The organism is Paenibacillus caseinilyticus (genome assembly GCF_027533645.1).
Taxonomy (GTDB): Bacteria; Bacillota; Bacilli; order Paenibacillales; family NBRC-103111; genus Paenibacillus_G; species Paenibacillus_G caseinilyticus.
This window is the reverse complement of record NZ_JAQAGY010000007.1, coordinates 139929-163951: the sequence shown is the minus strand read 5'-3', so window position 1 is coordinate 163951 and position 24023 is coordinate 139929. Positions and strand designations below refer to the sequence as shown.

Below are 24023 nucleotides of genomic sequence, written 5' to 3'. Positions count from 1 at the left end.
CTCCGAAGATCTTGCACTACCTAAAAATATGTCCATATTTACCAACGCGGTGCCATGTACAATCGGGGGATCCGTAGGCTATGCTGTAGGTTCCAATTAACGAAGAAGAATGTAGAACACGGGGGTTGCCATATGCAAAAGCTGCGGGTGCAAGGCCGGCGCGCGGTGCTCTGGACCATCCTGATCCTTACGACAGCGGGCTGCGGCGGGTCCTCCACTGCCGAGAATCCGGTGCCGCCGCCAAATGAGAGCGCCACCATAAAGCTTACGTTCTGGACGCCGTTCAGCGGCGGCGACGGGCTGTATATGGTCGACCTGGTCAAGCGGTATAACCAGGACAATTCCGGCGGGGTTACCGTGGATCTGGTCAACAACAAATCGGAGGATTATTATACGAAGCTCGCGACTTCGATCGTGACGGAGGAAGCTCCGGATGTGGCGATCGTCCATTCCTCCCAATTCGCGCAGTTAGCTGCGGCGAAATTCGTGGACAGTATCGACGGGGAAGCGGGTAGAGCGGGTGTCCGCTGGGAGGATTACAACCCGGCCATTGTCCGGAGTACGGTGCTGGACGGAAAGCATTACGCGATTCCGCTAGATACCCACTTTTATGTTATGTACTATAACAAAACATGGCTGAAGAAAGCCGGACTGCTGTCGAACGAGGGAAAGCCCCTGCTTGGCGGCGGAGAGGCGGCTTTCACGGATTTTCTGGAGAAGCTGCGCTCGAGGCTCCCGGAAGAGACCGCCCCGCTGGCTATGCCGAGTGTAAGGATCGACGCGTACTGGCTGTGGTGGTCGCTGTATAACCAGATCGAGGGGGGAGGGACGTTCTATGCGGCGGATGGCCGTTCCCCGGCGCTGAATCGTACGGCCGCTCTGCGGTCCCTGCAGTACGTGGATCGCCTGTACAAGGCCGGACTGATTCCTCCGGGGATATCCGACGCCGTGAAGCTGTTCTCCGAAGGGAAGGCCGCCGTCATGTTCCTCGGCGTCTGGGGAACCGGCATCTTCGAGAAGATGCCGGGCCTCGACTTCGGCGTCGCCCCTCTCCCGGTGATCTATGACCGGCCGGCGTCGTGGGGCGACTCGCATACATTTGCCTTCCCGGCGAAGGCGTCGGTCTCTCCGGAGCACCGGGTCGCGGCGATCGCCTTCGCGAACTGGGTGGCGCAGCACGGCGCGGATTGGGCGCGCGCGGGCCATATCCCGGCTGCCCTGCATGCGGTGGAATCGCCGGACTTCCGGTCGCTCCGTTACCGGTCCGATTATGCCGCGGCGGCCGATCATGTCGCCTATTATCCGCAGGGGGCGAAGCAGGGGAAGGTGAACCTAGGCGCCCAAAAAAGCTTCGAGCTCATGCTGGCCGGCCAGCGCACGCCGGAGGAAGTGCTGGACGACTTGGAGCGGTATATCGGCGAAGCGCTGAAGGAGGCCGGACGATGAGGGGGCGAAGGTGGCGGGATCTCCTGCGGGATCAGCCGCTTCTGAACAAGTTCATCCTGGTGAGCGTCGTGCTGATCTCGCTGCCGCTGATCGTCGCAAGCGCTGTCAGTTACCAGGGATACGCTTCCTCCATTCAGCGCAATGTCGGAAAGTATCAAGGGGATGCGGTCCGCGAGCTTACGGCTAACATCGATACGTACATGAGGGAGCTCGGCCTGCTGTCGACCGTCCCCTACCAGATGCCGGAGGTCATGCAGTTCCTGGCATCCGAGCACACGCCGGGGAAGCCGCCCTCCTTCGACGAGCGGGCGGCCCTGGAGGAACTCGTGAAGCTCGTCTTCACGAACGGGCGGGTCGATGTCGTCGGACTATATCTCTACGGCGAGCGCGGAGCGGCCTATGTGCTGCGTCCGGACAGCGCCGCCTCCTTCTCCGAGCCGGGCTGGATCGATCAGCCCTGGTATGCGGCCGCCTCGAAGACAGGCAAGGGCGTCTATATCGGGCTTCATGAAGTCCGCTCGACCGGCGGCGCCTCCTTCGAAGTGTTCTCGCTGGCCCGGAAGCTGCGCAGCCTGGAGACGGGGGAGGATCTCGGCTATATCGTGCTCGATGTCGATATCCGCAGCGTCCGCAGCAAGCTGGGCCAACTGTCCAGCACGGCTTATGAGGACGTCGCGCTCGTGGACGGCGCAGGCCGGACCGTCTATACCAAAGGGAGCCGGTTAACGGACGAGGCGGTATCGGGGTACCGGGGGACGGGTACGGTGACGGTCCATCGCGACGGCCGGGAGGAGCTGCTCACCTACCGGACCTCGGAAGTCACCGGTTGGACGACGGTGGAGACGGTCCCGCTCTCCGTCCTCATGAAGGAGACGCTGGAAGTCCGCCGCTCCATCGTGGGGATCGGTCTTGTCTGCCTGGTCCTGGCGGCCGGGCTCTCTATCGGGCTGAGCTTGCGGATTACGCGGCCCATCAGCCGGCTGCGCAGCTTGATGAAGCGGGTGGAGCGGGGCGAGCTCGGCGTCTCGGTGCCGATCGAGAGCAAGGATGAAGTGGGGCAGCTGAGCCAAACGTTCAATGTGATGGTATCGCGCCTCAGCGATCTGGGCTACCGGCTCTACGAATCGGAGATCCGCGAGAAGGATTCGCAGATTGCCGCGCTGCAGAGCCAGATTAACCCGCATTTTTTATACAACACGCTGGGGTCCATCTCCATGTACGCCGAACTCGGAGGCAACCGTGAAGTCGTCCGGATGACGAACCATCTGAGCCGGCTGCTCCGCTACAGCATCAGCAGCGAGCGCAATGAAGTGGCGCTCTCCAAGGAACTCGAACATGTGGGCGGGTATATGGCCATCCAGGGCATCCGCTATGAAGACCGCCTGACCTTCGTGACCGAGATCGACGAGGAACTGCTGGGCTTCTCGGTGATCCGTCTCATCCTGCAGCCTGTGGTGGAGAACTGCATGATCCACGGCTTCGAGAAGGGGGACGGCAGCGGGACCATCCGGCTCAGCGCAGTGAGGGACAACGGCTGTATGCTGATTACCGTATATGATGACGGGCTCGGCATCGGGCCGCTTCGCTTGCAGGAGATTCGCCGGAGGATCACGGAGGCGCCGCTGCCGGACGGGCCGGGCGGCCACGGACTAGTGAACGTACACCGCCGCATCGCGCTGCGGTACGGGAATCAATACGGGCTCAGCGTCGAGAGCGAGCCGGGGGCGGGCACACGGGTCACTCTGCTGCTCCCGCTGGTCGCCCCTAGAGGGGAAGAAGACGGAGGGAGAGGGGAGCCGCGCTATGCCGACTCTATTGATCGTGGATGACGAGACGGTTTTTCGCCGGGGGCTCGAACATATGCTGTCGGACTTGTCGCCGGACTGGAGCGTCGTCCATACGGCGAAGGACGGGGTGGAGGCGCTCGAATGGCTCGAGACCTGCCGGCCGGATGTGATCATCACGGATATCCGGATGCCCCGGATGGACGGAATTCAGCTGCAGTCGATCGTCCGGGAGAAGTATCCGCAGATCCGGTGCATCGTCATGAGCGGATACAACGATTTTGCCTATGCGCGCGAGTCGCTGAAGATGGGGGCCAGGGACTATCTGATGAAGCCGCCCGAGCGGGAGGAGCTCTATGCCGCCCTGGCCGCCATTAAGGAAGAATGGCAGGCGGATCAGGCGAGGGAGCAGGAGCATGCGAAGGAAGATCAGGAGGAGAAGCGGATGCGGCAGCAGCTGCGCCAGCACATCCTCGCCTCCCTGATCTCCGGTACCGTACAGGAGGAAGAGCTGGAGCTGCTGGACGGGGTGGGGCTCGTGTTTCCTTATCCGCTCTATACGTGCTGTGTCGTACATCTTGACCGGGAATCGGTAACGGACGGGCGTTACTCGCTCGCCGATCCGTCGCTCTTCGCGCTGTTCATCGCCCAGTTCGTGCAGGAGCTGATACCGGACCGGGTGCGGGGCTATGTCTTCATCGCTGCGGAGACGAAGGTAGTCGCTCTCCTGAACCATGACAAGGAGGGTGACGAAGTGGTGCGTCTGGCCAAGCGGGTGTGCCACCAGATCCGCACGCTGTCGAATCTGACGGTGACGATCGGCGTCGGGAGCCCGGCAGGGGACCTGGAGGCGGCCGCCCGGTCCTTCGGCGAAGCGGACATGGCACTGCTCTACCGGCTGGTGCATGGCGGCGACCGCGTGCTGACCTACGAGGAGACGATGCGGGTAACCAGCCGAAGGTTCGAGGGGCACGGAAGCGACTGGCGGCTGCTGGACCAATCCGTCCGCGAGGGCCGCATCCGGGACTCGAAGGCAGCAGCGGGCCTGTGGCTGCAAGAGCTGATGGACTCCACTGCCGATCCGGGCATGATCCAGGGGCAGATCTGCAAGATGGTGCTTCACTTCTATGAGACGGCGGTCCAGCTGGACCGGGCGAAGGACTGGCTGGGCACGCGGGATGTGAAGCAGGTGCTGTCGGAGCTCATCTCGATCTCCTCGCGTACGGAACTGACGGCGGCCTGCGAGGAGCTGATCGGCCGGCTGGCCGGTGTGCTGTCGGCGCGAAGAGGCGGCGCCTCCGCTTCCCCCGTGGAGGCTGTAGTGCAGTATATCCACGAGCACTATGCGACGCCGATTACTTTGAGCGGGGTTGCCGAGAAGGTGTATCTCAACCCGTCGTACCTCAGTACGCTGTTCAAAAGCCGTCTTGGTACGTCGTTCATCGAGTACGTGACCGCAAAGCGGGTGGACGAAGCCAAGAAGCGGCTTTTATACTCGGACGACAAAATCGCCGCCATCTCCGAGGCGTCGGGGTTCAGCAACATCCGGCATTTTAACCGGGTGTTCAAGTCCGCGACCGGGCATACGCCGCTCGAATTCAGGAGAGAACACCGCACCCCGGCAGGGGATCGGTAGCCTGGGTATCGATCTATCCGCACCAGCCCGCTACAGGCAGCATAAGCTGGTAGTTACCATGCGTATGAACGAAGGGGGAAGGGAGAATGGCGGTGAAGCCCCCGATACTGCGGGCCGGAGACACCATCGGGGTCGTGTCCTTGGGCAGTCCGCTGAGCAGCGCGCTGATCGAGGCTAGGGTACAGACCCTGCGGAATATGGGCTTCGAGGTGCTGGTCGGCAGCTCGGCCTATGCGGCGGACGGCTACCTGGCCGGGAGCCCCGGGCAGCGGGCTGCTGATTTCATGAGGATGATCGAGAATCCTAAAGTGAGGCTCATTCTTCCTGCCCGGGGCGGCGTCGGGGTGGCTGCCGTACTGCCGCTGCTGAATTACACGACGATCGCCCGCAATCCGAAGATCGTCACGGGCTACAGCGATATCACGATCCTGCTCAATGTACTTTCCCAGTTCGTGGGGCTGATTACGTTCCACAGCCTGCTGCTGCTGGATTTCACGCCGTCGGAGCCGCTGTATAACTTCAATCAGTTCTATGCAGCCACCGCAAGTACGGCCGCTCCCCGGGTGATCGACAACCCGCCCGGCCTGCCGCTCATCGGACGCGTCGGGGGGAATGTGACGGGACCGGTCGTCGGAGGGAATCTCACCTCGTTCGCCGATGCGATAGGCACCCCTTACGAGATCGAGACCCGAGGGAAAATTCTCCTGCTGGAGGAAACCCACGAGCCGATCAACAAGGTATACCGCATGATGAACCGGCTGGTGCTGGCCGGCAAATTCCGCGACTGCCTCGGAATTGTCATGGGGGAATGCAGCCAATGTCCGCCGGCGTACGGGAAGAGCTACGCGGATCTTATCAATGAAGTGCTGGTCCCGCTGGGCAAACCGCTGCTGACGAACCTGGCATCGGGGCACGGTTATTATAAAGCGGCGATCCCTATCGGCGCGACCGTGAATCTCAATGCGACGGAGAGCAGGCTGACGGTGACGGAGAGCACGGTACGTGTGTAGAGGGATAACGGTCCGTAAGGGATAGGCCGACCGCCCGCCGGGAAGCGGTGCGGATCAGGCTGGGGATCATCTTTTGACGGGTGACCTGAGGAGGAGGCACGGCCTCACGCGCAAGGGCAGGAGCCGTCCCGGATCCGAACCGGAGGCCTGCTCCTGTTACCCAGGTCCCCCAGTCTTCCAAGCGGGTACGCACTACCGGGATTGTTCGTACCGGTATTCCTTATACCATTGATAGAGCCATACCCACAGTGTGAACCAGAACCCGCTTGCAAAATAAGCGCCGACGACGTCGCTCGGATAATGGACTCCGAGATAAATGCGGCTGAGGCCGATGCCCAGGATCATGGCACAGCTGGCCGCAACGACCGCCGTACGTCCCCGGCGGGTAGGCAGATGCCGCCAGAGCAGGAAGGCTAGCGTGGCATAGAGCGCCAAGGCTGACATGGAATGTCCGCTCGGAAAGCTGTATCCGGCTTCTTCGATAATCCGGTTCAGGGTGGGGCGCTGCCGGTGAAACAGCAGTTTGAGCAGCGCGTTCCCGAGGGCGGCGCCTCCCAGGATGATCACGGGAAGGAGCACTTCCAAGCGGTGGCGCAGGAGGGTCCATTGAACGACGAGGACACAGACTGCGAGGATGACGACAGGGAGTGGGTCCCCGATGAAGGAGAACGCTCTCATCACTGCGGTCAACAGCGGATGTTCCCAACCTTGTACGAAAGCGATGACAGCGGCGTCGAAGGCATCCATGTAGCTTTTGCTCATCAGGAAGGCCACCACGCCAAAACCGAGTACCGAGAAGAGGCTGATGCCGAGCGTCCTTGGCAGTGTGCGCAGATAGGTCATATAGGATCGTCCCTTGCTATATGGAGTATGATGTTAGTATGACCTTCAGCCGGGGGCTTTTGCAACTTTTGGGTGAGTCCGGGGGAGGATTCGGGGGCTGGGCCGAGAAGTATAGGGTACAGAAGCGAGTGGGCGGCATGAGGCATGGGGCGGGAGAGCACGGCCTATCGGGGCAGCGCCTGCGCTATCATCGAGATCCCACCCATGTCTTACGCAGCGACTTAAGCGGTCTGGAACCAAGGAGGCTGATTCTGATGTTAAAAGGGATTCCGGGCATTCTATCTCCGGGTCTGCTCAAAATCATGATGGAAATGGGGCACGGTGACGAGATTGTTCTTGCTGATGCCAATTTTCCCGCAGCAAGCACCGCTCGAAGACTCATCCGGTGTGATGGTCATTCCATACCCGATCTGCTTGAGGCGATCTTGAAACTGCTCCCGCTCGATACTTACGTAGAAGCCCCGGCCGCTGTCATGAAGGTCGTGCCCGGAGATCCCGCCGACACGCCGATATGGCAGCGTTATCAGGAAATCATCGGCTTACATATGGACGAGGTCCCCCCCTTGGAGAGCATCGAGCGGTTCGCATTCTATGAACGGGCGAAGGGAGCCTACGCCGTCGTAGCTACGGGCGAGCATGCTCCCTATGCCAACCTGATTCTAAAAAAGGGAGTCATAAGACTCTAGCCTTTATTAGATTCCAGCGCTCGAAGCTTCCCCTACCTCGCCCGAGTACACCTCGGTCTCATACTCGAAGGATATCCTGCCTTCCTGGGCATTCCGGTCGAAGATCTGCCGGAGCTCGGCCAGCATCGGCTCGTGGTTCGGATGGCCTTCCGCAGGAGCGTAGGAGGAAGACAAGAGCCGTCCGCGCAATCCCTCGTAATCGAACAGCTGCCGGTACGGGAAGCGCGCCACCTGCATGCTCCCGCTCTGGAAGAACTGCCCAAGCGCTACCTCAGAGATATTCTTGTGGCTGACCGCAGCGTAATCCGCTGCGTAGACGTGCAGGAGCTTATCGTATTCCTCCAAAAAAGGGGTGCCGTGCGTCAGCCGCGAATTCCAGATGAGTACGGCCCTGCCGCCGGGCTTCAGAATCCGTGCGAATTCCGCCTGCGCCAGACGGCGGTCGAACCAGTGGAAGGCCTGGGCGCAGACGATGAAGTCCACGGAGGAGGCCGGCAGCCCGGTGTCTTCGGCCGAACCGGGTACGGAGCGGTAGCGGTGGTCCTTCCCCAGCGCCTGGTCGGCGGCGGTCCGCATGGCTTCGTTCGGTTCGACGGCGGTTACGCGGCTGCCCCTGGCGAGCAGCAGCTTGGAGAACTTGCCCGTACCGGCGCCCACATCCGCGATCTCCGAGTCCGGCTGCAGTCCGGCAGCCCCGTACAAGTAGTCCAGCGCTTCCGCCGGATAATCCGGCCGGTATAACACATAGTTCTCCACCCGTTCCGTGAATCGTTCTTTTGAATCGGTCTCTGTCATTGTGTGTTAGCTCCTCTCCTGCATCCCTTAGTGTGACTCTCCATAGTTCATGATACCGATGATATCAGTTTATCCCGCCTGCAGGGAAGCGTTAGAGGCATTACTATTTAAATCTGTCCGCCGGGGAGGGAATAGGGCGAGAGATGTACATACGCGGCTGACAACCAATGTTCCTTCCGTACGGTCAGTTCCATCTCCAATCGAACCGTTGTTACTCCTTTTCTGATGTGGAGGCATTATGCTCCTTGTGTTCATCCTCACCGGCGGAAGAGCCGCAGCCGGCGAGTGCCGTTCCTATCAAACATACCAGCAAGAGGGCGCTGATCCAAGAGCGCATCGCGAATTCACCTCCGTTCTTCAGCCGAAGTTCTCTTATACCCCATATCGTATCCTCGGGCCATGCCTATCCTTAGGCAGCCTCCTTCATGGCAGGCGAGCGGCGGATTACCGCCAAATCCAGCAGCAGCACGAGGAGCAGCGACAGGCCGACCAGCGGGAAGAAGAGGCCGAACCCGATCATGATGGCCGTGAGTCCCTTCGCCAACTTATACTGCTGCGGCCGTGCGGGAGCGGCGAGCTTGCCTGCCGGCCTGCGGCGCCACCACATGACAACCCCGCTGAATGCGATGGCGACAATGCCGAGGCAGGCGACCAGTCCTGCGATCTGATTGGCCAGGCCGAAGTAGCGCCCTTCATGGAGTGCGATCCCGATGGATATCATCCGGGCGGTAATCCCGTAATCCTTGAACCGCAGGTCGGCCAGCACCTGTCCGCTGTAGCGGTCGATGTGCAGCGTAGCCTGCCCTTCCGGTTTGTCGGGCGTTGCGGCGACCGTATAGACGCCTCGCTCGCCCTTGGGGAACGTAACGGCGTAGCCGCCGTCCAGCTTCTGCTCCTCGGCGATCCGCACAACCCGGTCGATGGACAGGCCGCCGGCAACGCCCGGCAGGGAGGAGCCCGGCACCGGCATCAGCTCGGCCGCCCAAGGGACATCGGCGGCGACATCCTTGGTAGGAACGGTGGACTGGGGCTTCGCTCCGTACAGGGAAGGAGGCGAATTGGTATTCGTCGCATTCGCGAACCGGTTCAGCCCTTCCCCCCAGACCGCGGACCAAGGCAGTCCCGTGAAGATGAGAATCACCATGAACAGCGACAGCCAGAAGGCCGGCACGGCATGCACATCCCGCCAGAAGGTCCGTTTGCCCTGCCGCAGACGGGGGTATACGATTCCCGCGGCCGACCGCTGTCCGCGCGGCCACCACAGATAGACGCCGGTGACGATCAGGATTACGGCCCAGCAGGCTGTAAGCTCCACGAGCAGATTGCCGGCCGCACCGGCGATGGATCCGCCGTGCAGCTGTTTGACCAAGGTCATGAAGGTGGTGCTCTCATCCAAGGTTCCGAGAATCTCCCCATTGTAAGGGTTGACGAACACGACCCGCGAGCCTTCTTCGCCGGTTACCGTGAATTCGCTCGAGCGGGTGACGGTCGCACCGGGTTTGAACTTGGTAACGCTATCATCCGGGAACTGCTCTTGGACCTTCGCGAGCTGTGCGGAGGGGGCGAGCGCCTGAGGTCCGGCTGCAACCGTATGATAGGACCGGTACAGGACCGATTCCACCTGCGGCTTGAATAAGTACACAGCTCCGGTGACGGCAAGCAGAATCAGGAACGGAGCAAAGATTAGTCCCGCGTAGAAGTGCCACCGCCACATAGTTCGGTAAAGCTTGGATTGATTCTCTCCGGTCTTCGGGGCTGTGCTGCGCAACATCCTCAAATCCTTCCCTGTGTGTATGTAGGTGCCGACTACAACTATAACGCGAAGGGAGGGAAGTGGGGATGACCCGATCGAGTCATCTTCTACCGTTATTGGGTGGATTGGCATCCACAGAGGGAGGGAGCGTACCCATTCCTAAGTCTGTAAAAGCTGCTGAGCCGGCATTCACCGCCGGAGTGGCAGACGGTGGCAGCCTCTTCGCCTTCGATCCGGAAGTTTGCCTGGTTCATAATATCAATCTGAAGAAAGCGCCGCAACCGAGTTCGGCTGCCGATGATTCGATCGGTGGTCTATTGTGTTAATGGGAGTTGACAGCCCGGCCGCACAGACACCGACCGACTTCGAATGCCTCAGGCCGGCAGCGGTTCTTCATCCTGGTTGCTTTCCGAATATTTGCTTTCTGAATATTTGTTCCCCGGTCGAATACATATGAGGGAGACAGACCTGCCTTCCTGTTGTAGGCAGGTTACTATTTGAATTCACTACAACGCTGACACAATGCGGAGGAGGAACAGGATGGCAGCAATCTCGAAAGGCCCGGACAGCCGGCGCATCACGGGCAACATCTTCAAGGGATCTGTCGGCAATCTCATCGAATGGTACGATTGGTACGTCTATACGGCGTTCGCGGTCTATTTCTCCGCCGAGTTCTTCCCGAAGGGCGACCCCACGAGCCAGCTGCTCAATACCGCCGCGATCTTCGCGGTCGGATTCCTGATGCGCCCGATCGGGAGCCTGCTGCTCGGACGCTACGCCGACCGCCATGGCCGCCGTGCCGCGCTCACGCTGTCCATCACCGTGATGGCCGGAGGCTCCCTCATCATCGCCTGTACCCCCGGTTACAGCACCATCGGCGTGCTGGCGCCGGTCATCCTCGTACTGGCGCGTCTGCTGCAAGGGCTGTCCCTTGGCGGCGAATACGGCACCTCGGCGACCTACTTGTCCGAGATGGCGAGCAGCGGACGGCGCGGCTTCTACTCAAGCTTCCAGTATGTGACGCTGATCGCCGGCCAGCTCGTCGCGCTCGGCATCCAGATCATCCTTCAGCAGATGCTCAGCGAGCCGGATATGAAGTCATGGGGCTGGCGGATTCCGTTCGTCATCGGCGCCTTGGGGGCCTTGGCCGTACTGTGGCTGCGCCGCTCCATGGACGAATCCGAGCAGTTCGCCAAGATGGACGGCAAGAGCCGGGCTTCCGCCGGCACGATCCGGGCGCTGATGAAGCACCCGAAGGCGGTCTTGACGGTGGTCGGACTTACCCTAGGGGGGACCGTCGCTTTCTACACGTATACGACGTATCTTCAGAAGTTCATGGTGAACACGGTCGGGCTGCCCAAGGAGACCGTCAGCTGGATCAACTTCTTCGCCCTGCTCGTCTTCGTAGTGCTGCAGCCGCTCGCCGGCATGCTGTCCGACCGGATCGGACGGCGCCCGCTGCTGCTTGGCTTCGGGGTCATGGGGACGCTGCTGACCGTCCCGCTGTTCCTCTTCTTGGAGCAGGCGCAGACGGCGGGCAGCGCCTTCGGGCTGATGATGCTCGGACTCATCATCGTTACGGGGTATACGTCCATCAACGCGATTGTCAAAGCGGAGCTCTTCCCGACCGAAGTGCGTGCGCTTGGCGTAGGCTTCCCATACGGCGTGACCGTCGCGGTATTCGGCGGAACGGCGGAATTCATTGCCTTGTGGTGCAAGAGCATCGGGCACGAATCCTTGTTCTACTACTATGTCGCTGCCTGTATTGCGGTAAGCTTGCTAGTGTATTGGAAGATGGGGGAGACCTCGAAGGTGTCGCGTATCGAAGCGGAGCAGTAGACCATATCACGGAAGGCAGGCCGGGCGGCCTGCTTATTTCGATAGATAAGAATTTATATCTCACGAAGGGAAAAAGAGCCAAGCAGAGGGTAGATAAGAGAGGGAATGGGTATGGGGTGGTAGAGTGTAGCGGCCGCCCTTCATGTCATGTGACTACCGCCAGCAAATAAATTCAAGTCCACAGGACTTTAACCAGCGGCTGGAACCCCATATCCAACCCTCCCCACGCGCAAACGGTTGGACAAGCACGCGAAAGGACCGTCCGGGCATCCGGACGGCTTTTCTTGAGTGGTACCGCGTGTCCCAGGGCGGGAGGTGGAGCCGAGGACTCCTGAGGCAGCCGCATGATACGCCCGGTCTCCTAGTTATCACCACGTAGGCCTCTAAGTCACGCTTATACTTGAGTCAGATGTGCAGTAAGAATAGCATTGAATTCCGCCGGGGCTTCCAGGGGAGCGAAGTGTCCGATCCCGGGAAGGAGGTGGTAAGAAGCATGAGGCAGCTCTTCTTCCTTCAGCTTCACTCCAAGCGCCGGAGCAATATAAGGATCGTGTTCGCCGAAGAGGATGGTGACCGGCACAGGCAGCAGTTCGGCCAAGCGTCCGCGGTACGGCTCGAGCTTCTCCATATCTCCTGAACGGTACAATTCCAAAGGAATACGGTGCCTGCCGGGATCGCCGAACAGCGCATAAAAATCGTTAACTACAGCTTCCGAGGCCAGGGGAATGGCCCGGTTCATAAACCCTTCGAAGACCGGACGGTTCTGCAGATAGGATACCCACTGCTCTCCTCCGCCTGGCGTACGGAGAATCTGCGCGTCCTTATGCCACACGTAATCGGGGCTGAAGAGCGTATCCGCCAAGAACAGACTGCGTATCCGGCCGGGGTGGTGGCAGGCCCACCGGGTTCCGATGGGTCCTCCCCAGTCATGGGTGACCAGATGGAATGCTTCGAGGGAGAGCGTATCTGCAAAATCGCTTATAAATTCCATATAACGCTCCCAGGTAGACGGTTCATCGAACGGCTCGCTTTGTCCGAAGCCGGGCAGATCCGGAGCGATCGCCCGATAGCCGGCCTTCTGCACCGCAGGGGCCGTCTCCTCCCAGAGCAGCGACGATTCCGGGAATCCGTGCAGTAACAGAACAGCTGGAGCATCCGGCTCCCCGCAATCCAAATAAGTCGTCTTTTTTCCTCTTACGGCAACGGTTTTTTTATCCATATGATTCCATCCTCCTCTAAAATAATACCGACCGGTCTGTTTTAAATTAACACAACGGGACTGCCTCCGCAACATATTTTTTTCCAGCTCTTGAAGTTTACCTTTGGATTATGACCCAGAAGTAGTATACTGATTTAAGACCGAACGGTATGTTTTTGAATATATCAGAATTTATATCTTGCCAGGGCTCGATCCTGTAATCTTATATTTCTAATAAACGCGCCCCGTCCTTAAAGGACGGCGAAGCCGTTTATCTTGTGGAGGGCTGATCATGCGCAAGGGCCAAATGACCAAAGAACATATCATCCGCGAATCGGCCGGTTTGTTCAATACGAAGGGATATGCCGGTGCTTCCCTGTCCGATATTATGGACCGCTGCGGCATCCGCAAGGGCGGAATTTACAATCATTTTCAGAACAAAGACGAGATTGCGCTTGCCGCCTTTGATTATTCGTTCTCGAAGGTGCTTCGTCTCCTGGCGAATGCCTTGGAGGAAGCGGCCGATTCCAAAGAAAAGCTGATGGCCATCTGCCATGTTTATTTGAATCTCGTTGAGACCGACACGCTGGAGGGAGGCTGCCCGATCCTGAATACCGCCGTCGAAAGCGACGATAGTCACCCTCTGCTCAAAGAGCGGGCCCAACAGGCGATGACTATAATGATGGAGAAGTTAACCGGGATCATTACCGAAGGTATGGAAAGTAAAGAATTCAGAGCAGACCTCTCCCCGGGGGAGGTCTGCAGCTATCTGATCGCATTGATCGAAGGCGGCCTTATGCTGAGCAAATTATATGACGACAGCAAATACATTCGTCACTGCGCGGGTCATGTAGCCCAGTACATCGAGGACCGGATGCTGAATCCATAACGTGGCAGCAAGTGCCTCAAATCGATGCCGGCCCGTGAAGCTAGCGCGCAAAACCAATGCTGGAATTGGAAGAGAAGGGAGAGCTTTCCCACCCGGGGAGAGCTTTTTTGTTTTTTCCGGGAGGGGATGGGGACGGAGACGGCGAGCAGCAAGCACACATGACTGGATGCGAGCGTTCTCGTTCCCAGCGGAGCGGAGAGCGGTGTGTGTGAACGCCGCTGCCATTCGACCGGCATAAGAACTCGCAAGGTGGTAACGCTGTGCAGGGACATGCTAGAATATACCATATATTGCTAGATTATTGCGGGGTCGATAGAGGAGGAGGAAGCCATGCCGATGCATGCAGACGAGCTGCGCCGTAAGGCCGAAGCGATCGGGAAGGTACCGCAGGGCTACAGCCTGCAAATGGAGGATACGAGGACGCAAAGATCCGCCCCGCCCGAGAGGGCTTTTATTTGGGTGGACCCGGGTAACAAAGAGAATGAAGTGGAAGTCTCGCTGTGTCTGGAAACCGGCCGGTTGACGCGTCTTAAGATAAGCCGGGATGATGCTGCAGATTCCCCCGATGCTGCAGACTCCCTCGATAGCACCGACACTAGCGATGCTCCAGCTCCTTCCCTTATGAACGCCGGAGAGGCTGCATCCGAAGAGCTGCGGTCCAGAGCGGATGCGTTCGTTCGGCTTCATGCCCCGGAGTATGCCTCTCTGACCTTCGTTCATACGGAACAGGGGAGAACGCGCTGGTATCTCACCTACAGGGAAGAAGCGGGCGGCCTGCCCCTTCCGGATACGGGCTGCAGGCTGGTCCTGGATGCCGGCCTCGAGATCGTAGACTACCAGTGGGAAGGCTATCGGCGGCCGAAGCTGGAGAGGCCGGTATGGCCCTCCTCCATCGCCCCGGCGGAGCAGGTCCGCGATAAAATCCTGGGCGAACTGTCTATGGAGCTGATTTGGGCTTCGCTCTATGCGCCGACATTCGATCTGGAGGGGAGGGAAGACCATTACCGGCTGGTCTATGACCCGGTACCCTCGTACCGATTCATCGATGCCGTTACGGGCGAGGACTTGCATGCGAGGGAGCATTACGTCATGCCTCCGAGCGACCCGCTTCCCCCTCGCGAATATGCTGCCGGGAATCGGAATGGGGATGAAGAACAGGGGAAAGGGCAGCCAAACCGCATCCAGCAGACCGGTACGTTCGATCCCGCGTATTGGGAGGACGCTCTAGGGATAGACAGGGCCTATTTTACGCTGGAGAAGCAGAGGGACCTTGGAGACTCAATCAAGTTGTCCTATGTGCCGCTGAGTGAAATGAACGATGCCGATGAACCGGACGAGAAGGATCCGCTGAGCGCAGACGCCTATATGAAGCGCAAATGGGGCAAGGGGCTGGGCAGTTTACGCGGCACGGTGATGTATTCCGTAGAGAAGTCCACAGGGCTGCTGACCGGCCTCTTTCGGCCGATACACGAGAAAGACGGACAACCCGTGCTAAGCAGGGCAGAATGCTGGGAGAAGGCGTGTCAGTTTCTGGACCGGTTTTTTCCGGGGTACGAAGATTGCCTCCAGCTCGAGAGAGACACCGATGAACCGGAGGAGAAGCCGCGCACGCACGAACGCTTTCAGCTGCCCGTCCATGTCCACGGCTGTTCGGTGAACCACGAAAGCGTTACGATAGCAGTCAGTGCGGTTACCGGGGAAGTCACCCTCTATATGGGCGTATCCCATGCTGCCATCAACGAAATCAAGGAGCTGGACGCTCATCCCGTCCTTACCCCGGAAGAGGCGTTCTGGCTGTATTCGGAGCAGCTGAGGGTGCGGCTCGAATGGTCGGGGGGACGGGAGGAGGACCGCCCGTACTACCGCCTGCTGTATAAGCCCGCCACCGGAGGGGATGATCTGCCCTACAGTCTCAGCCATAGACAGGGCCTACGGTATATCGATGCGATAACCGGCCGGCTCCTCTGGGACCAACCCCTGAAGTTGATATAGGTTGGTTGCTCCGAAGCTTTGGGCAAGTAAAAAAGGAAATCCCGCGCCGAGTGTGGAACTCTTCTCTAGCAACCATTTTCTTTTTCCACAGGGTTACTTCTATATTGAAAAAACGTAAGGAGCAGCGACAACATGATAGCGATTACGGAAGCCTACGTGGATTCGGCCGCACTGAATGCGGCAGCCATCAAGAACGGCAAAGACCTGGTTCGTAAGAAAAGCTTTACCCAACTGTGCCGCACCGAGGACGGGACGCTGCTCTTCGGGGAATGCAAGGGAAGCGGCAAAGAGCCATACCGGTGCTCGGCCGATTGGATCAAGGAGGACAGCCCGGTATACCGCTGCTCCTGCCCGAGCCGCCAGTTTCCATGCAAGCATATCCTCGGCCTGATGTATGCGTACACCTCCGGCCAGACGTTCACGATAGAGGAGCTCCCGGCAGATATATCGGACAAGCGGGAGAAGGCGGACAAGCGCGAGGAGAAAAAGAAAGAAACCGCTGCTGCGGGCGAAGCCGCCCCGGCCAAACGAAAGACCGGCAAAGCGGCGCTGGCCAAGAAGCGAAAGGCCCAGCTTGAGGGCATCGATCTGCTGGAGAAACTGGTGAAGCAGACGGTTCAGCACGGGCTGGCTTCCCTGGATGCGGGTACCTTGAAGCTGCTCAGCGGCCAAGCCAAGGAGCTCGGGAACTATTATATTCCGGGGGTTCAGTCGGCCTTCCGGGAGCTGCTTGACCTGCTCTCGGACGCTGCGGAGCGGGAGAAAGTATACACGGAGGTCATCGACCGGCTGACCGTGCTGCACTCCCTGGTGAAGCGCAGCCGGGAATACCTGCGGTCCCGGGCGGAGGATCCAGAGCTGCCGATGGAGACGCAGACGCCGCTCGAGGAGTGGCTCGGCCATGCGTGGCAGCTCGCCGAACTCAGAGAGCTGGGGCTCGTGGAGCGGGACGCCGAGCTGCTGCAGCTCGCTTTCCGTTCCTACCCGGATCCGGCGCGCGGGGAGTATGTGGATGAAGGCTTCTGGATCGAACCGGCCGGCGGCCGCATCGGCGCGACGCGTCATTACAGGCCGTTCCGTGCCGCCAAATATATCAAGGAAGACGATACGGTCTCGGCAGTCGTGCAGACCCGGGAGCTGTTCTTGTATCCGGGCGGGATCAACCGCCGCATCCGGTGGGAGGACATGACGATGCGTGCGGCGCAGCCGTCCGACTTCGAGCGGATCCGGGGACATGCCTGCCGTTCGTATACGGAAGCCGCCAAGACGGTCAAAAACCAGCTCAAGAATCCGCTTGCGGACAAGCATCCGGTTCTGCTGCTGCATTATGCCGGACTCGGCAAGGTGGAGGACAGCTGGGTGATCGAGGACGAGCAGGGCAAGAGGCTCGTGCTGACGGATTCCGGACAGCCCGGAGGTGCCGGCACCGCGCTGCTGGCCCAGCTTGATGTCACGCTGACACGCGGCGGAGTGATGCTCGTGATGTTCAGCCACGACTGGAGTACGGGCCGGCTGCTGGCACACCCGCTGAGCGTCCTGTCCGGCGGCGGCGTTATCCGTCTTGTCTATTAGCCATCCTACATCATCCTACATCCAAGAAGAGGAGTCGACGGGAACATGAGTATACAAGTGCTGTCAGAGCTGCACGGGGAAGTACGCAGGCTCTTTATTGCGGGAAGCGGGCTGGCCCGGGGCGATCTGCGGCTGCGAGCCATGCAGGCGCAGCTGGAGAAGCTGGGAGGCTCCGCGCCCATATTCGCCAAGCTGTCGGAGGGCGTGCAGGCGCTGCTGGACGCAGACGCGGAAGAGGCCGCCGGCCGGCTGTTGGAGCTCGGGACCCTGCTGCATGCGGTGCTCTACACGCAGGGAAGGACGGAAGCAGCCGGCGAGCTGATCGAGACACCGGCGGAGCACCCCACCGGGGAGACGCCCGTGCCGTACCGCAAGCTGAAGCCGCTGATCGACGCGCTGACGGAGCGGGGGCCAGGCCGGCTCGAGGTCGTGCAGAGCGCCTATCAGGAAGGGATGTTCGGGGATATCCGGACCCATCTGCCGGCTGTGGACGCGCTCGGAGATACCTACACGGAGATCGCCGACTTCATACAGACCAAGGTGATCCCTTCCATCGGTGAACGGGCGGAGCCGCTGCTGCTGCAGCGTCTGGACCTGGAGGGAGGCAGGGCCGAGGCGCGCAAGCTGCACTGCATCCATGGTATACGGGGGGCAGCGGATCCGTCCCTGTATCTTAGGGCCTTGGCGGAAGGGGCGCCGGAGCTGCGCATCGCTGCGGTCACGATTCTCGGCGGCTACCCGGAGCAGGAGGATGTCGTGCTGGAGGCCTCGCAGAGCCGCCGGAAGGATCTTCGGGAGGCGGCGCTGCTTGCTCTGTCCCGCTTGGCCACCGTTCAGGCTGCGGACCGGCTGCTTGAGGAGCTGACCTCCGCCAAGGACCCTGAGCTTGCGGTCGAGCCGATCCGCAAGTGCGCCGAGCCGGGGCTGACGGCGAGGGTTATCTCCTATGCCGAAGAGCTGCTCGGGCAGTTCCGGGAGGAAAGCAAGCCGGAGGAGACGCTCGTGGAGCGGATGGCTGCCGCCATATCGTGCTTGAGTGTCAAGCAGGGAGAAGAGGTACGGCAATTCTTGCAGAAGCTGCTGGATACGCCGGGCTTTATGGTGAAGGAGACCGAAGAGAGCCAGGAGGAAGCGGCACTGGCGCTGCTGGAGCAGGGCGGCCCCGCCACCTTGGGCTTCGTAGAAGGACTGCACCGCAAGTGGAGCGGGCTGCATCTCTCGTACTCTGTGCTGGCGGCGCTGCGGACGCTGTCGCCGGGCGAGCTCTATGACCGGTTCTCGCCTTACCTGCAATACGGCAGCTCCCCGAAGCGCATGCAGCTGCTCCACACGATCAGGCAGCACTCCGCCCATCTGGACGATCCCGCCATACGGACTGGGGAAGCTGCAGGCACTTACACATGGGATCCCCGCTGGCTGCCCTTGTTCATTGCCAACGACGACGAGGAGCTCGTGTGCCGGTTCGCCCCGGATGCCCCTGATCCGGAGGTCACTTCTTATATCCTGGCGAAGCTGCAGGCGGACCAAGGCAAGCGGGTGAACTATCCTGCCCTGCTGCTGAGCACTTTGAAGCGTATGCGGCATGAGGAAGCGCCGGAAGCGCTGATAAGGGTGCTGGAGCAGCGGCTGGAGCAGCGGGCCGGTTCGAGCGCCTGGTGGTATATCGAGCATGATCTGTTGAGGCTGGTGCAGGAGCTTCCGGCAAGTTATGCGGGAAGGATTGAAGGGCTGGCCGGGCTGGCCACGAATGAAGGCGTGCGGCGGTCGCTGGTAGAGGCCGCGCAAGCCCTGCAGAACAAGGGACAAGACCTCCAAGCCGATGACCACAAAGGAGCGGAAATCAACTTATGAGTGAAACGAACAATGTACTGCGCCTGCCGGCGGAGCGGCTGTATGCCGCAGAGCTGGAAGCGCTGAAAGCGGCGGACAAGGATCCGAGACCGGCAGGCTGGCAGCTCTCTCCGCGGGCCGTTCTTACCTATATTATCGGCGGCAAAGCCGGCAACACGGTTATCACGCCCAAGTATATCGGGCATCAACGGCTGGTGGAGATCGCCATCGCCACGCTGCTTACTGACCGCGCGCTGCTGCTCATCGGCGAGCCCGGCACGGCCAAGTCGTGGCTGTCCGAGAATTTGACCGCAGCCATACACGGCGATTCTTCCAAGGTTATCCAAGGAACGGCGGGCACGAGCGAAGAGCAGATCCGCTACTCGTGGAACTATGCTATGCTGCTCGCCGGCGGCCCGTCGGACAGCGCCCTGATCAAGAGCCCGATCTACCGGGCGATGGAAGGCGGCGGGATTGCCCGCTTCGAGGAGATCTCCCGCTGCGCGTCCGAGGTGCAGGATGCGCTGATCTCCATCCTCTCGGAGAAGACGATCTCGATCCCGCAGCTGGCCCGTGAACTGCCGGCCGAGCGGGGCTTCTCGATCATCGCCACGGCCAACACGCGCGACCGCGGGGTCAACGACATGTCCGCCGCACTGAAGCGGCGGTTCAACATTATCGTGCTTCCATCCCCGGCGGATCTCGAGACGGAAGTCGCGATCGTCCGCAAGCGGGTCGGCGAGATTGCCGCGAATTACGAGCTGAAGGCAGCTCTCCCCGAAGAGGAAGCCGTACGCAAAGTCGTGACGATCTTCCGCGAGCTGCGCAGCGGGGCTACGCTCGACAGCAAGGAGAAGGTGAAGGCGCCGAGCGGCGTGCTCTCGACGGCAGAGGCGATCTCCCTGCTGACCGGCGGGATGGCGCTCGCCGCTTCCTTCGGCAGCGGAACGATCCAGGCGGAGGATCTGGCCGCAGGGCTGCAGGGCGCCATCGTCAAGGATGAGGACAAGGACAGCGGCGTATGGAAAGAGTATCTCGAGAACGTCATGAAGAAGCGCGGCTCGGAATGGCGGAGCCTCTACAGCGCATGCCGGGAGATGAACGGATGAGTCCGGTTCCGAAGACGGGATCCCGGGAAGGCCAGATTCATGTGTTCGGGATCCGCCATCTGTCCCCGGCGGGCGCTTCCCATCTGCGCCGGCTGCTGGACGAAGTGAAGCCGCTCGCCGTTCTGGTGGAAGGCCCCGCCGATGCCACCGGCCTCATCCCGGACCTCCTGCGGCCCGGGGTGAAGCCGCCGGTCGCTATCCTGGCCTATACGGATCAGGTGCCGGTGCGCACGCTGCTCTTCCCCTTCGCCTCGTATTCGCCGGAATATCAGGCGCTCTTGTGGGCGGCCGAGCATGACGCCCGGGCCGAATTCATCGACCTGCCCACGACGGCATCCGTCCCCTTGTATGCCATGAGACCCGGCCCGTACGCGGATGAACCCGGGGAAGAGGCCGGCGGCGGAGAGTCGGAGGAGTTTGGGGAGGCGCCGGAAGGAAAGCGCCGGATGTTCCACCGGCGTGGACAGACGCTGTACCAGCGGGTGGCGGAGCTGGCGGGAGAGCCGGATTACGAGAGCTACTGGGAGCGTCACTTCGAGCATCAGAGCGGCAGGGAAGGATACCGCGTGGCGGTTGCCCGCTTCTCGTCGGAGATGCGGGGGCTGCTGCAGGAGGAAGAGCGGGAGGCCGATCCTCATGAAGCTTCCGTCAACACGCTGCGGGAAGCCTATATGCGCAGCCGCATCCGGCGTGTGATTGACGACGGCATCCCGCCGGAGCGGATCGTCGTCGTGACGGGAGCCTATCACGTGACGGGACTGACGCCGGAGCTTCCTCCCCTGTCCGGGGAGGAGGATGCCCTGCTGCCGCATACGCGGACGAAGCTGACCCTGATGCCTTACTCCTACTATAAGCTCTCGTCGCATTCGGGCTACGGAGCCGGTAACCCCGCTCCCGCTTATTTCGAACAGATGTGGCAGCAGCTCCAGCGGGAAGACCTGCGCGGACTGCCGGCCCTGTACCTGGCCGGCGTCGCGGGAAGACTGCGGGAGGCGGGGACGTACCGCTCCACGGCTGCCGTCATCGAAGCGGTCCGGCTGGCGGAGGCTCTGGCGTCGCTGCGGGGGGCCGCCCAGCCGACCTGGAGCGAGCTGCGGGATGCTGCCGTAGTCAGCTTCGGCTACGGCGAGCTGGCTCCTGTGGCCGAAGCGCTGGCTCATGCCGATATCGGCACCCGGATCGGCGAGCTCCCGGAAGGCGTCTCGCAGACGCCGGTTCAAGACGATATGAACCGCCACTTGAAGCGGCTCAAGCTAGAGAAGTACAAGAGTGCCGTAGCCGCGGATCTGGAGCTCGACCTGCGGGAGAACCGCCGGGTCAAGACGGAGGAAGCCGCCTACCTGGATCTGCACCGTTCGACGTTCCTGCACCGGCTGCGCCTGCTCGAGATTCCGTTTGCGCAGAAGCAGCGGGTGCGCCAAAATGCCGCAACCTGGGCGGAACATTGGGTGCTCCAGTGGACGCCCGAGGCAGAGATCCGGGCGGTGGAAGCCACGCTGAAGGGCGAGACGGTCGAGCTGGCCTGCGCCTTCGAGCTGGCGGAGCGGCTCCAGGGCTGCACGGACCTGGCCGAAGCGTCGGAGCTGATCCAGGCCGCCTGCGAATGCGGCCTGCCCGAAGCGATGGAGGCTGGGCGGGTCACGCTGCAGGGGCTGGCGGCGGATGCGGGCAGCTTCGCTCCCGTGGCGGCGGCCGCTGCCAAGCTGTCCGTCATCATCGGCTACGGGGATCTGCGCCGGGTGCGCACCGGGACGCTTGAGCCCTTGCTCTCGCAGCTGTTCCTGCGCGGCACACTGCTGCTGAACGACGCGGCGCTCTGCAGCGAGGAGGCGTCCGGCGGCATCCTGAACGCGATGAACGCGATGCACCGCATCTCGCAGGATCACCATGGGCTCGTCGACGACGGGCAGTGGACGGCCAAGCTGCAGGAGCTCGCCTCGCGGGATGACCGCAACGCGAAGCTCTCGGGATTCGCGTTCGGCATCCTGCTCGAGCGGAGTCTCGTTACCGCGGAGCAGTGCTCGCGGGAAGTCTCGCGCCGTCTGTCTCCGGGGATCCCTGCGGATCTCGGCGCGGGCTGGTTCGAAGGGCTGTCGATGCGCAACCGGTATGCGCTGCTGTCGCGCACCGATCTATGGCAGCAGCTCGACGAATACATCGCTTCGCTTGAGCCCGAACCTTTCCGCCGGTCGCTTGTTTTCTTGAGACGGGCCTTCGGGTCTTTCGAGCGCAGCGAGAAGGCTGCGGCCGCCGAGCTGCTCGGCATGCTGTGGGGTACGGAGGGCGGCGAGGCCCCAGAGGCGCTGCAGGAGCCGCTGACGGAAGAGGAGAGAGGGAAGATCGATGAACTTAACGATTTTGACTTTGGTGATCTGTAAATGACGGCCGAACGCAGTGAACAGCTGAGCCGCTGGAGGCTCATTCTCGGCGAGGCGGCAGAGGAGCGTCTCAGCGGACTCGGGGCCGGAGCCGAGCTGCTGGACAGCGAGCAGCGGCTCATGGACGAGGCGCTGGCGGCCATCTACGACGGCACATCCGGCAGCTTCGGCGGGGACGAAGAGCATGCAGACGGCCGCCGGCGTTCGGCCGGTTCGGGGCCTTCCGCTCCGCGGCTCGCCCGCTGGCTGGCCGATATCCGCAGCTTCTTCCCGAGCGACGTGGTGTCGGTGATCCAGACCGATGCCATGGAGCGCAAGGGACTCAAGCAGCTCCTGTTCGAGCCGGAGCTGCTCTCGCAGGTGAAGCCCGATATCCGGATGGTGGCCACGCTGATGGCTCTCAAAGGAAGCATCCCCGAGAAGACGAAGGATACGGCGCGCCAGCTCGTCCAAGCGGTGGTGGATGACATCGCGAGGAAGCTGGAGAACGAGCTCCGACGCTCGGTGACGGGGGCGCTGAACCGCAGGCAGCACTCGCCGCTGCCTTCCTTAAGCGGCATAGACTGGAAGAAGACGATCCGCAGCAACCTGAAGCATTACGACCTCGAAAGCAAGAAGCTCATTCCGGAGCGGTTCTACTACTTCGACCGGGCGAGGCGAAGCAAGGAATGGACCGTCATCCTGGATATCGACCAGAGCGGCTCGATGGCGGACTCCGTCATTTATGCCTCCGTGATCGGCTCGATCTTCGCTTCGCTCCCCTCGCTCGACACGCGGGTCGTTGTATTCGATACGGAGGTCGTGGACCTCAGCGAGCAGTGCGCAAGCGATCCCGTAGACATGCTGTTCGGCATCCAGCTCGGCGGGGGGACGGACATCAACAAGTCGGTCGCTTACTGCGAGCAGTTCATTACCGATCCGAACAAAACGCTGTTTCTGCTGATCTCCGATCTGTACGAGGGCGGCAATCAGGCGGCGCTGATCCGGCGGATGGGCGAGATGCGGGCAGCCGGGGTCAAGGTGCTCTGCCTGCTCGCGCTGTCGGACGACGGCGTGCCCTCTTACGATGCCGGCGTAGCCCAGAAGCTGGCTTCCTTCGGCATCCCTTGCTTCGGCTGTACGCCGGACCGCTTGGCGGAGCTGGTGGAAGGGGCGCTGCAGGGGAAGGACCTGCAGACGTTGGCTGCTGCGGTCGGTGCGGGAGGCGGCACTCCGTAAGCTTGGCGGCGAGCCTGCCGCATCCATGGATTCCCGGGCGGCAGG

General features: G+C 61.2%; 18 protein-coding genes. 14 read left to right on the top strand and 4 right to left on the bottom strand.

The genetic code is table 11. The features are described from left to right. The first annotated feature begins 132 nt into the window (after positions 1-132). The 4 genes from O9H32_RS12950 to O9H32_RS12935 all read left to right on the top strand — a co-directional run bounded on the left by O9H32_RS12950 (position 133) and on the right by O9H32_RS12935 (position 5876). Entirely contained in the window at positions 133-1446 is a 1314-nt protein-coding gene (locus tag O9H32_RS12950) for an extracellular solute-binding protein (protein WP_269866514.1), read from the top strand. Beyond that, positions 1443-3275, top strand: a complete 1833-nt coding sequence (locus tag O9H32_RS12945) for a sensor histidine kinase (protein WP_269866513.1) — start codon at positions 1443-1445, stop codon at positions 3273-3275. The genes O9H32_RS12950 and O9H32_RS12945 overlap by 4 nt, the downstream gene beginning before the upstream one ends. Then, the gene (locus O9H32_RS12940) at positions 3250-4866 is read left to right on the top strand and encodes a response regulator (RefSeq protein WP_269866512.1); all 1617 of its coding nucleotides are present in this window, start codon (positions 3250-3252) and stop codon (positions 4864-4866) included. Before O9H32_RS12945 ends, O9H32_RS12940 begins: the two co-directional genes overlap by 26 nt. Before the next feature lie 86 nt (positions 4867-4952). Beyond that, positions 4953-5876, top strand: coding sequence for a S66 peptidase family protein (locus tag O9H32_RS12935; RefSeq protein WP_269866511.1), 924 nt, complete (start codon positions 4953-4955; stop codon positions 5874-5876). A 192-nt stretch (positions 5877-6068) separates the two neighbouring features. Here the strand turns inward: O9H32_RS12935 and O9H32_RS12930 are convergent, their stop codons facing one another. Beyond that, positions 6069-6719, bottom strand: coding sequence for a phosphatase PAP2 family protein (locus tag O9H32_RS12930; RefSeq protein ID WP_269866510.1), 651 nt, complete (start codon positions 6717-6719; stop codon positions 6069-6071). Positions 6720-6973: 254 nt separating this feature from the next. Between O9H32_RS12930 and fucU the strand changes: the two genes are divergently transcribed. Continuing rightward, positions 6974-7405, top strand: a complete 432-nt coding sequence (gene fucU / locus O9H32_RS12925) for an L-fucose mutarotase (RefSeq protein ID WP_269866509.1) — start codon at positions 6974-6976, stop codon at positions 7403-7405. Positions 7406-7411: 6 nt separating this feature from the next. On the opposite strand, the gene O9H32_RS12920 is transcribed toward fucU, so the two are convergent. Together O9H32_RS12920 and O9H32_RS12915 are read right to left on the bottom strand one after the other, a co-directional pair. After that, on the bottom strand, positions 7412-8200 hold the full coding sequence (locus O9H32_RS12920) for a class I SAM-dependent methyltransferase (protein ID WP_269866508.1): 789 nt from the start codon (positions 8198-8200) through the stop codon (positions 7412-7414). 409 nt (positions 8201-8609) lie between these two features. Continuing rightward, positions 8610-9914 carry a PepSY-associated TM helix domain-containing protein gene (locus O9H32_RS12915; protein ID WP_269866507.1) on the bottom strand — a complete coding sequence of 435 codons (1305 nt, stop codon included), beginning with the start codon at positions 9912-9914 and terminating at the stop codon, positions 8610-8612. Between the two features lie 125 nt (positions 9915-10039). Between O9H32_RS12915 and O9H32_RS12910 the strand changes: the two genes are divergently transcribed. Both O9H32_RS12910 and O9H32_RS12905 read left to right on the top strand, forming a co-directional pair. Further along, positions 10040-10279, top strand: coding sequence for a hypothetical protein (locus O9H32_RS12910; protein ID WP_269866506.1), 240 nt, complete (start codon positions 10040-10042; stop codon positions 10277-10279). 214 nt (positions 10280-10493) lie between these two features. Continuing rightward, a complete protein-coding gene (locus tag O9H32_RS12905) occupies positions 10494-11792 on the top strand; it encodes an MFS transporter (protein ID WP_269866505.1) in 1299 nt (432 codons plus the stop codon). Positions 11793-12186: 394 nt separating this feature from the next. Here the strand turns inward: O9H32_RS12905 and O9H32_RS12900 are convergent, their stop codons facing one another. Then, complete coding sequence (locus O9H32_RS12900; RefSeq protein ID WP_269866504.1) at positions 12187-13011, bottom strand: alpha/beta fold hydrolase; 825 nt, start codon at positions 13009-13011, stop codon at positions 12187-12189. A 271-nt stretch (positions 13012-13282) separates the two neighbouring features. Between O9H32_RS12900 and O9H32_RS12895 the strand changes: the two genes are divergently transcribed. From O9H32_RS12895 to O9H32_RS12865, 7 genes are all read left to right on the top strand, one after another. Beyond that, the gene (locus tag O9H32_RS12895; RefSeq protein ID WP_269866503.1) at positions 13283-13879 is read left to right on the top strand and encodes a TetR/AcrR family transcriptional regulator; all 597 of its coding nucleotides are present in this window, start codon (positions 13283-13285) and stop codon (positions 13877-13879) included. 330 nt (positions 13880-14209) lie between these two features. Beyond that, positions 14210-15871 (top strand): YcdB/YcdC domain-containing protein, encoded by a 1662-nt coding sequence (locus tag O9H32_RS12890; RefSeq protein WP_269866502.1) that lies wholly within the window; start codon positions 14210-14212, stop codon positions 15869-15871. 132 nt (positions 15872-16003) lie between these two features. Further along, positions 16004-17443 carry an SWIM zinc finger family protein gene (locus tag O9H32_RS12885; RefSeq protein WP_269866501.1) on the top strand — a complete coding sequence of 480 codons (1440 nt, stop codon included), beginning with the start codon at positions 16004-16006 and terminating at the stop codon, positions 17441-17443. 45 nt (positions 17444-17488) lie between these two features. Further along, the gene (locus O9H32_RS12880; protein ID WP_269866500.1) at positions 17489-19294 is read left to right on the top strand and encodes a hypothetical protein; all 1806 of its coding nucleotides are present in this window, start codon (positions 17489-17491) and stop codon (positions 19292-19294) included. Next, positions 19291-20382, top strand: a complete 1092-nt coding sequence (locus O9H32_RS12875; RefSeq protein WP_269866499.1) for an ATP-binding protein — start codon at positions 19291-19293, stop codon at positions 20380-20382. Before O9H32_RS12880 ends, O9H32_RS12875 begins: the two co-directional genes overlap by 4 nt. Further along, complete coding sequence (locus O9H32_RS12870; RefSeq protein WP_269866623.1) at positions 20379-22760, top strand: DUF5682 family protein; 2382 nt, start codon at positions 20379-20381, stop codon at positions 22758-22760. Before O9H32_RS12875 ends, O9H32_RS12870 begins: the two co-directional genes overlap by 4 nt. Then, the gene (locus O9H32_RS12865; protein ID WP_269866498.1) at positions 22761-23978 is read left to right on the top strand and encodes a VWA domain-containing protein; all 1218 of its coding nucleotides are present in this window, start codon (positions 22761-22763) and stop codon (positions 23976-23978) included. The last annotated feature ends 45 nt before the right edge of the window (positions 23979-24023 follow it).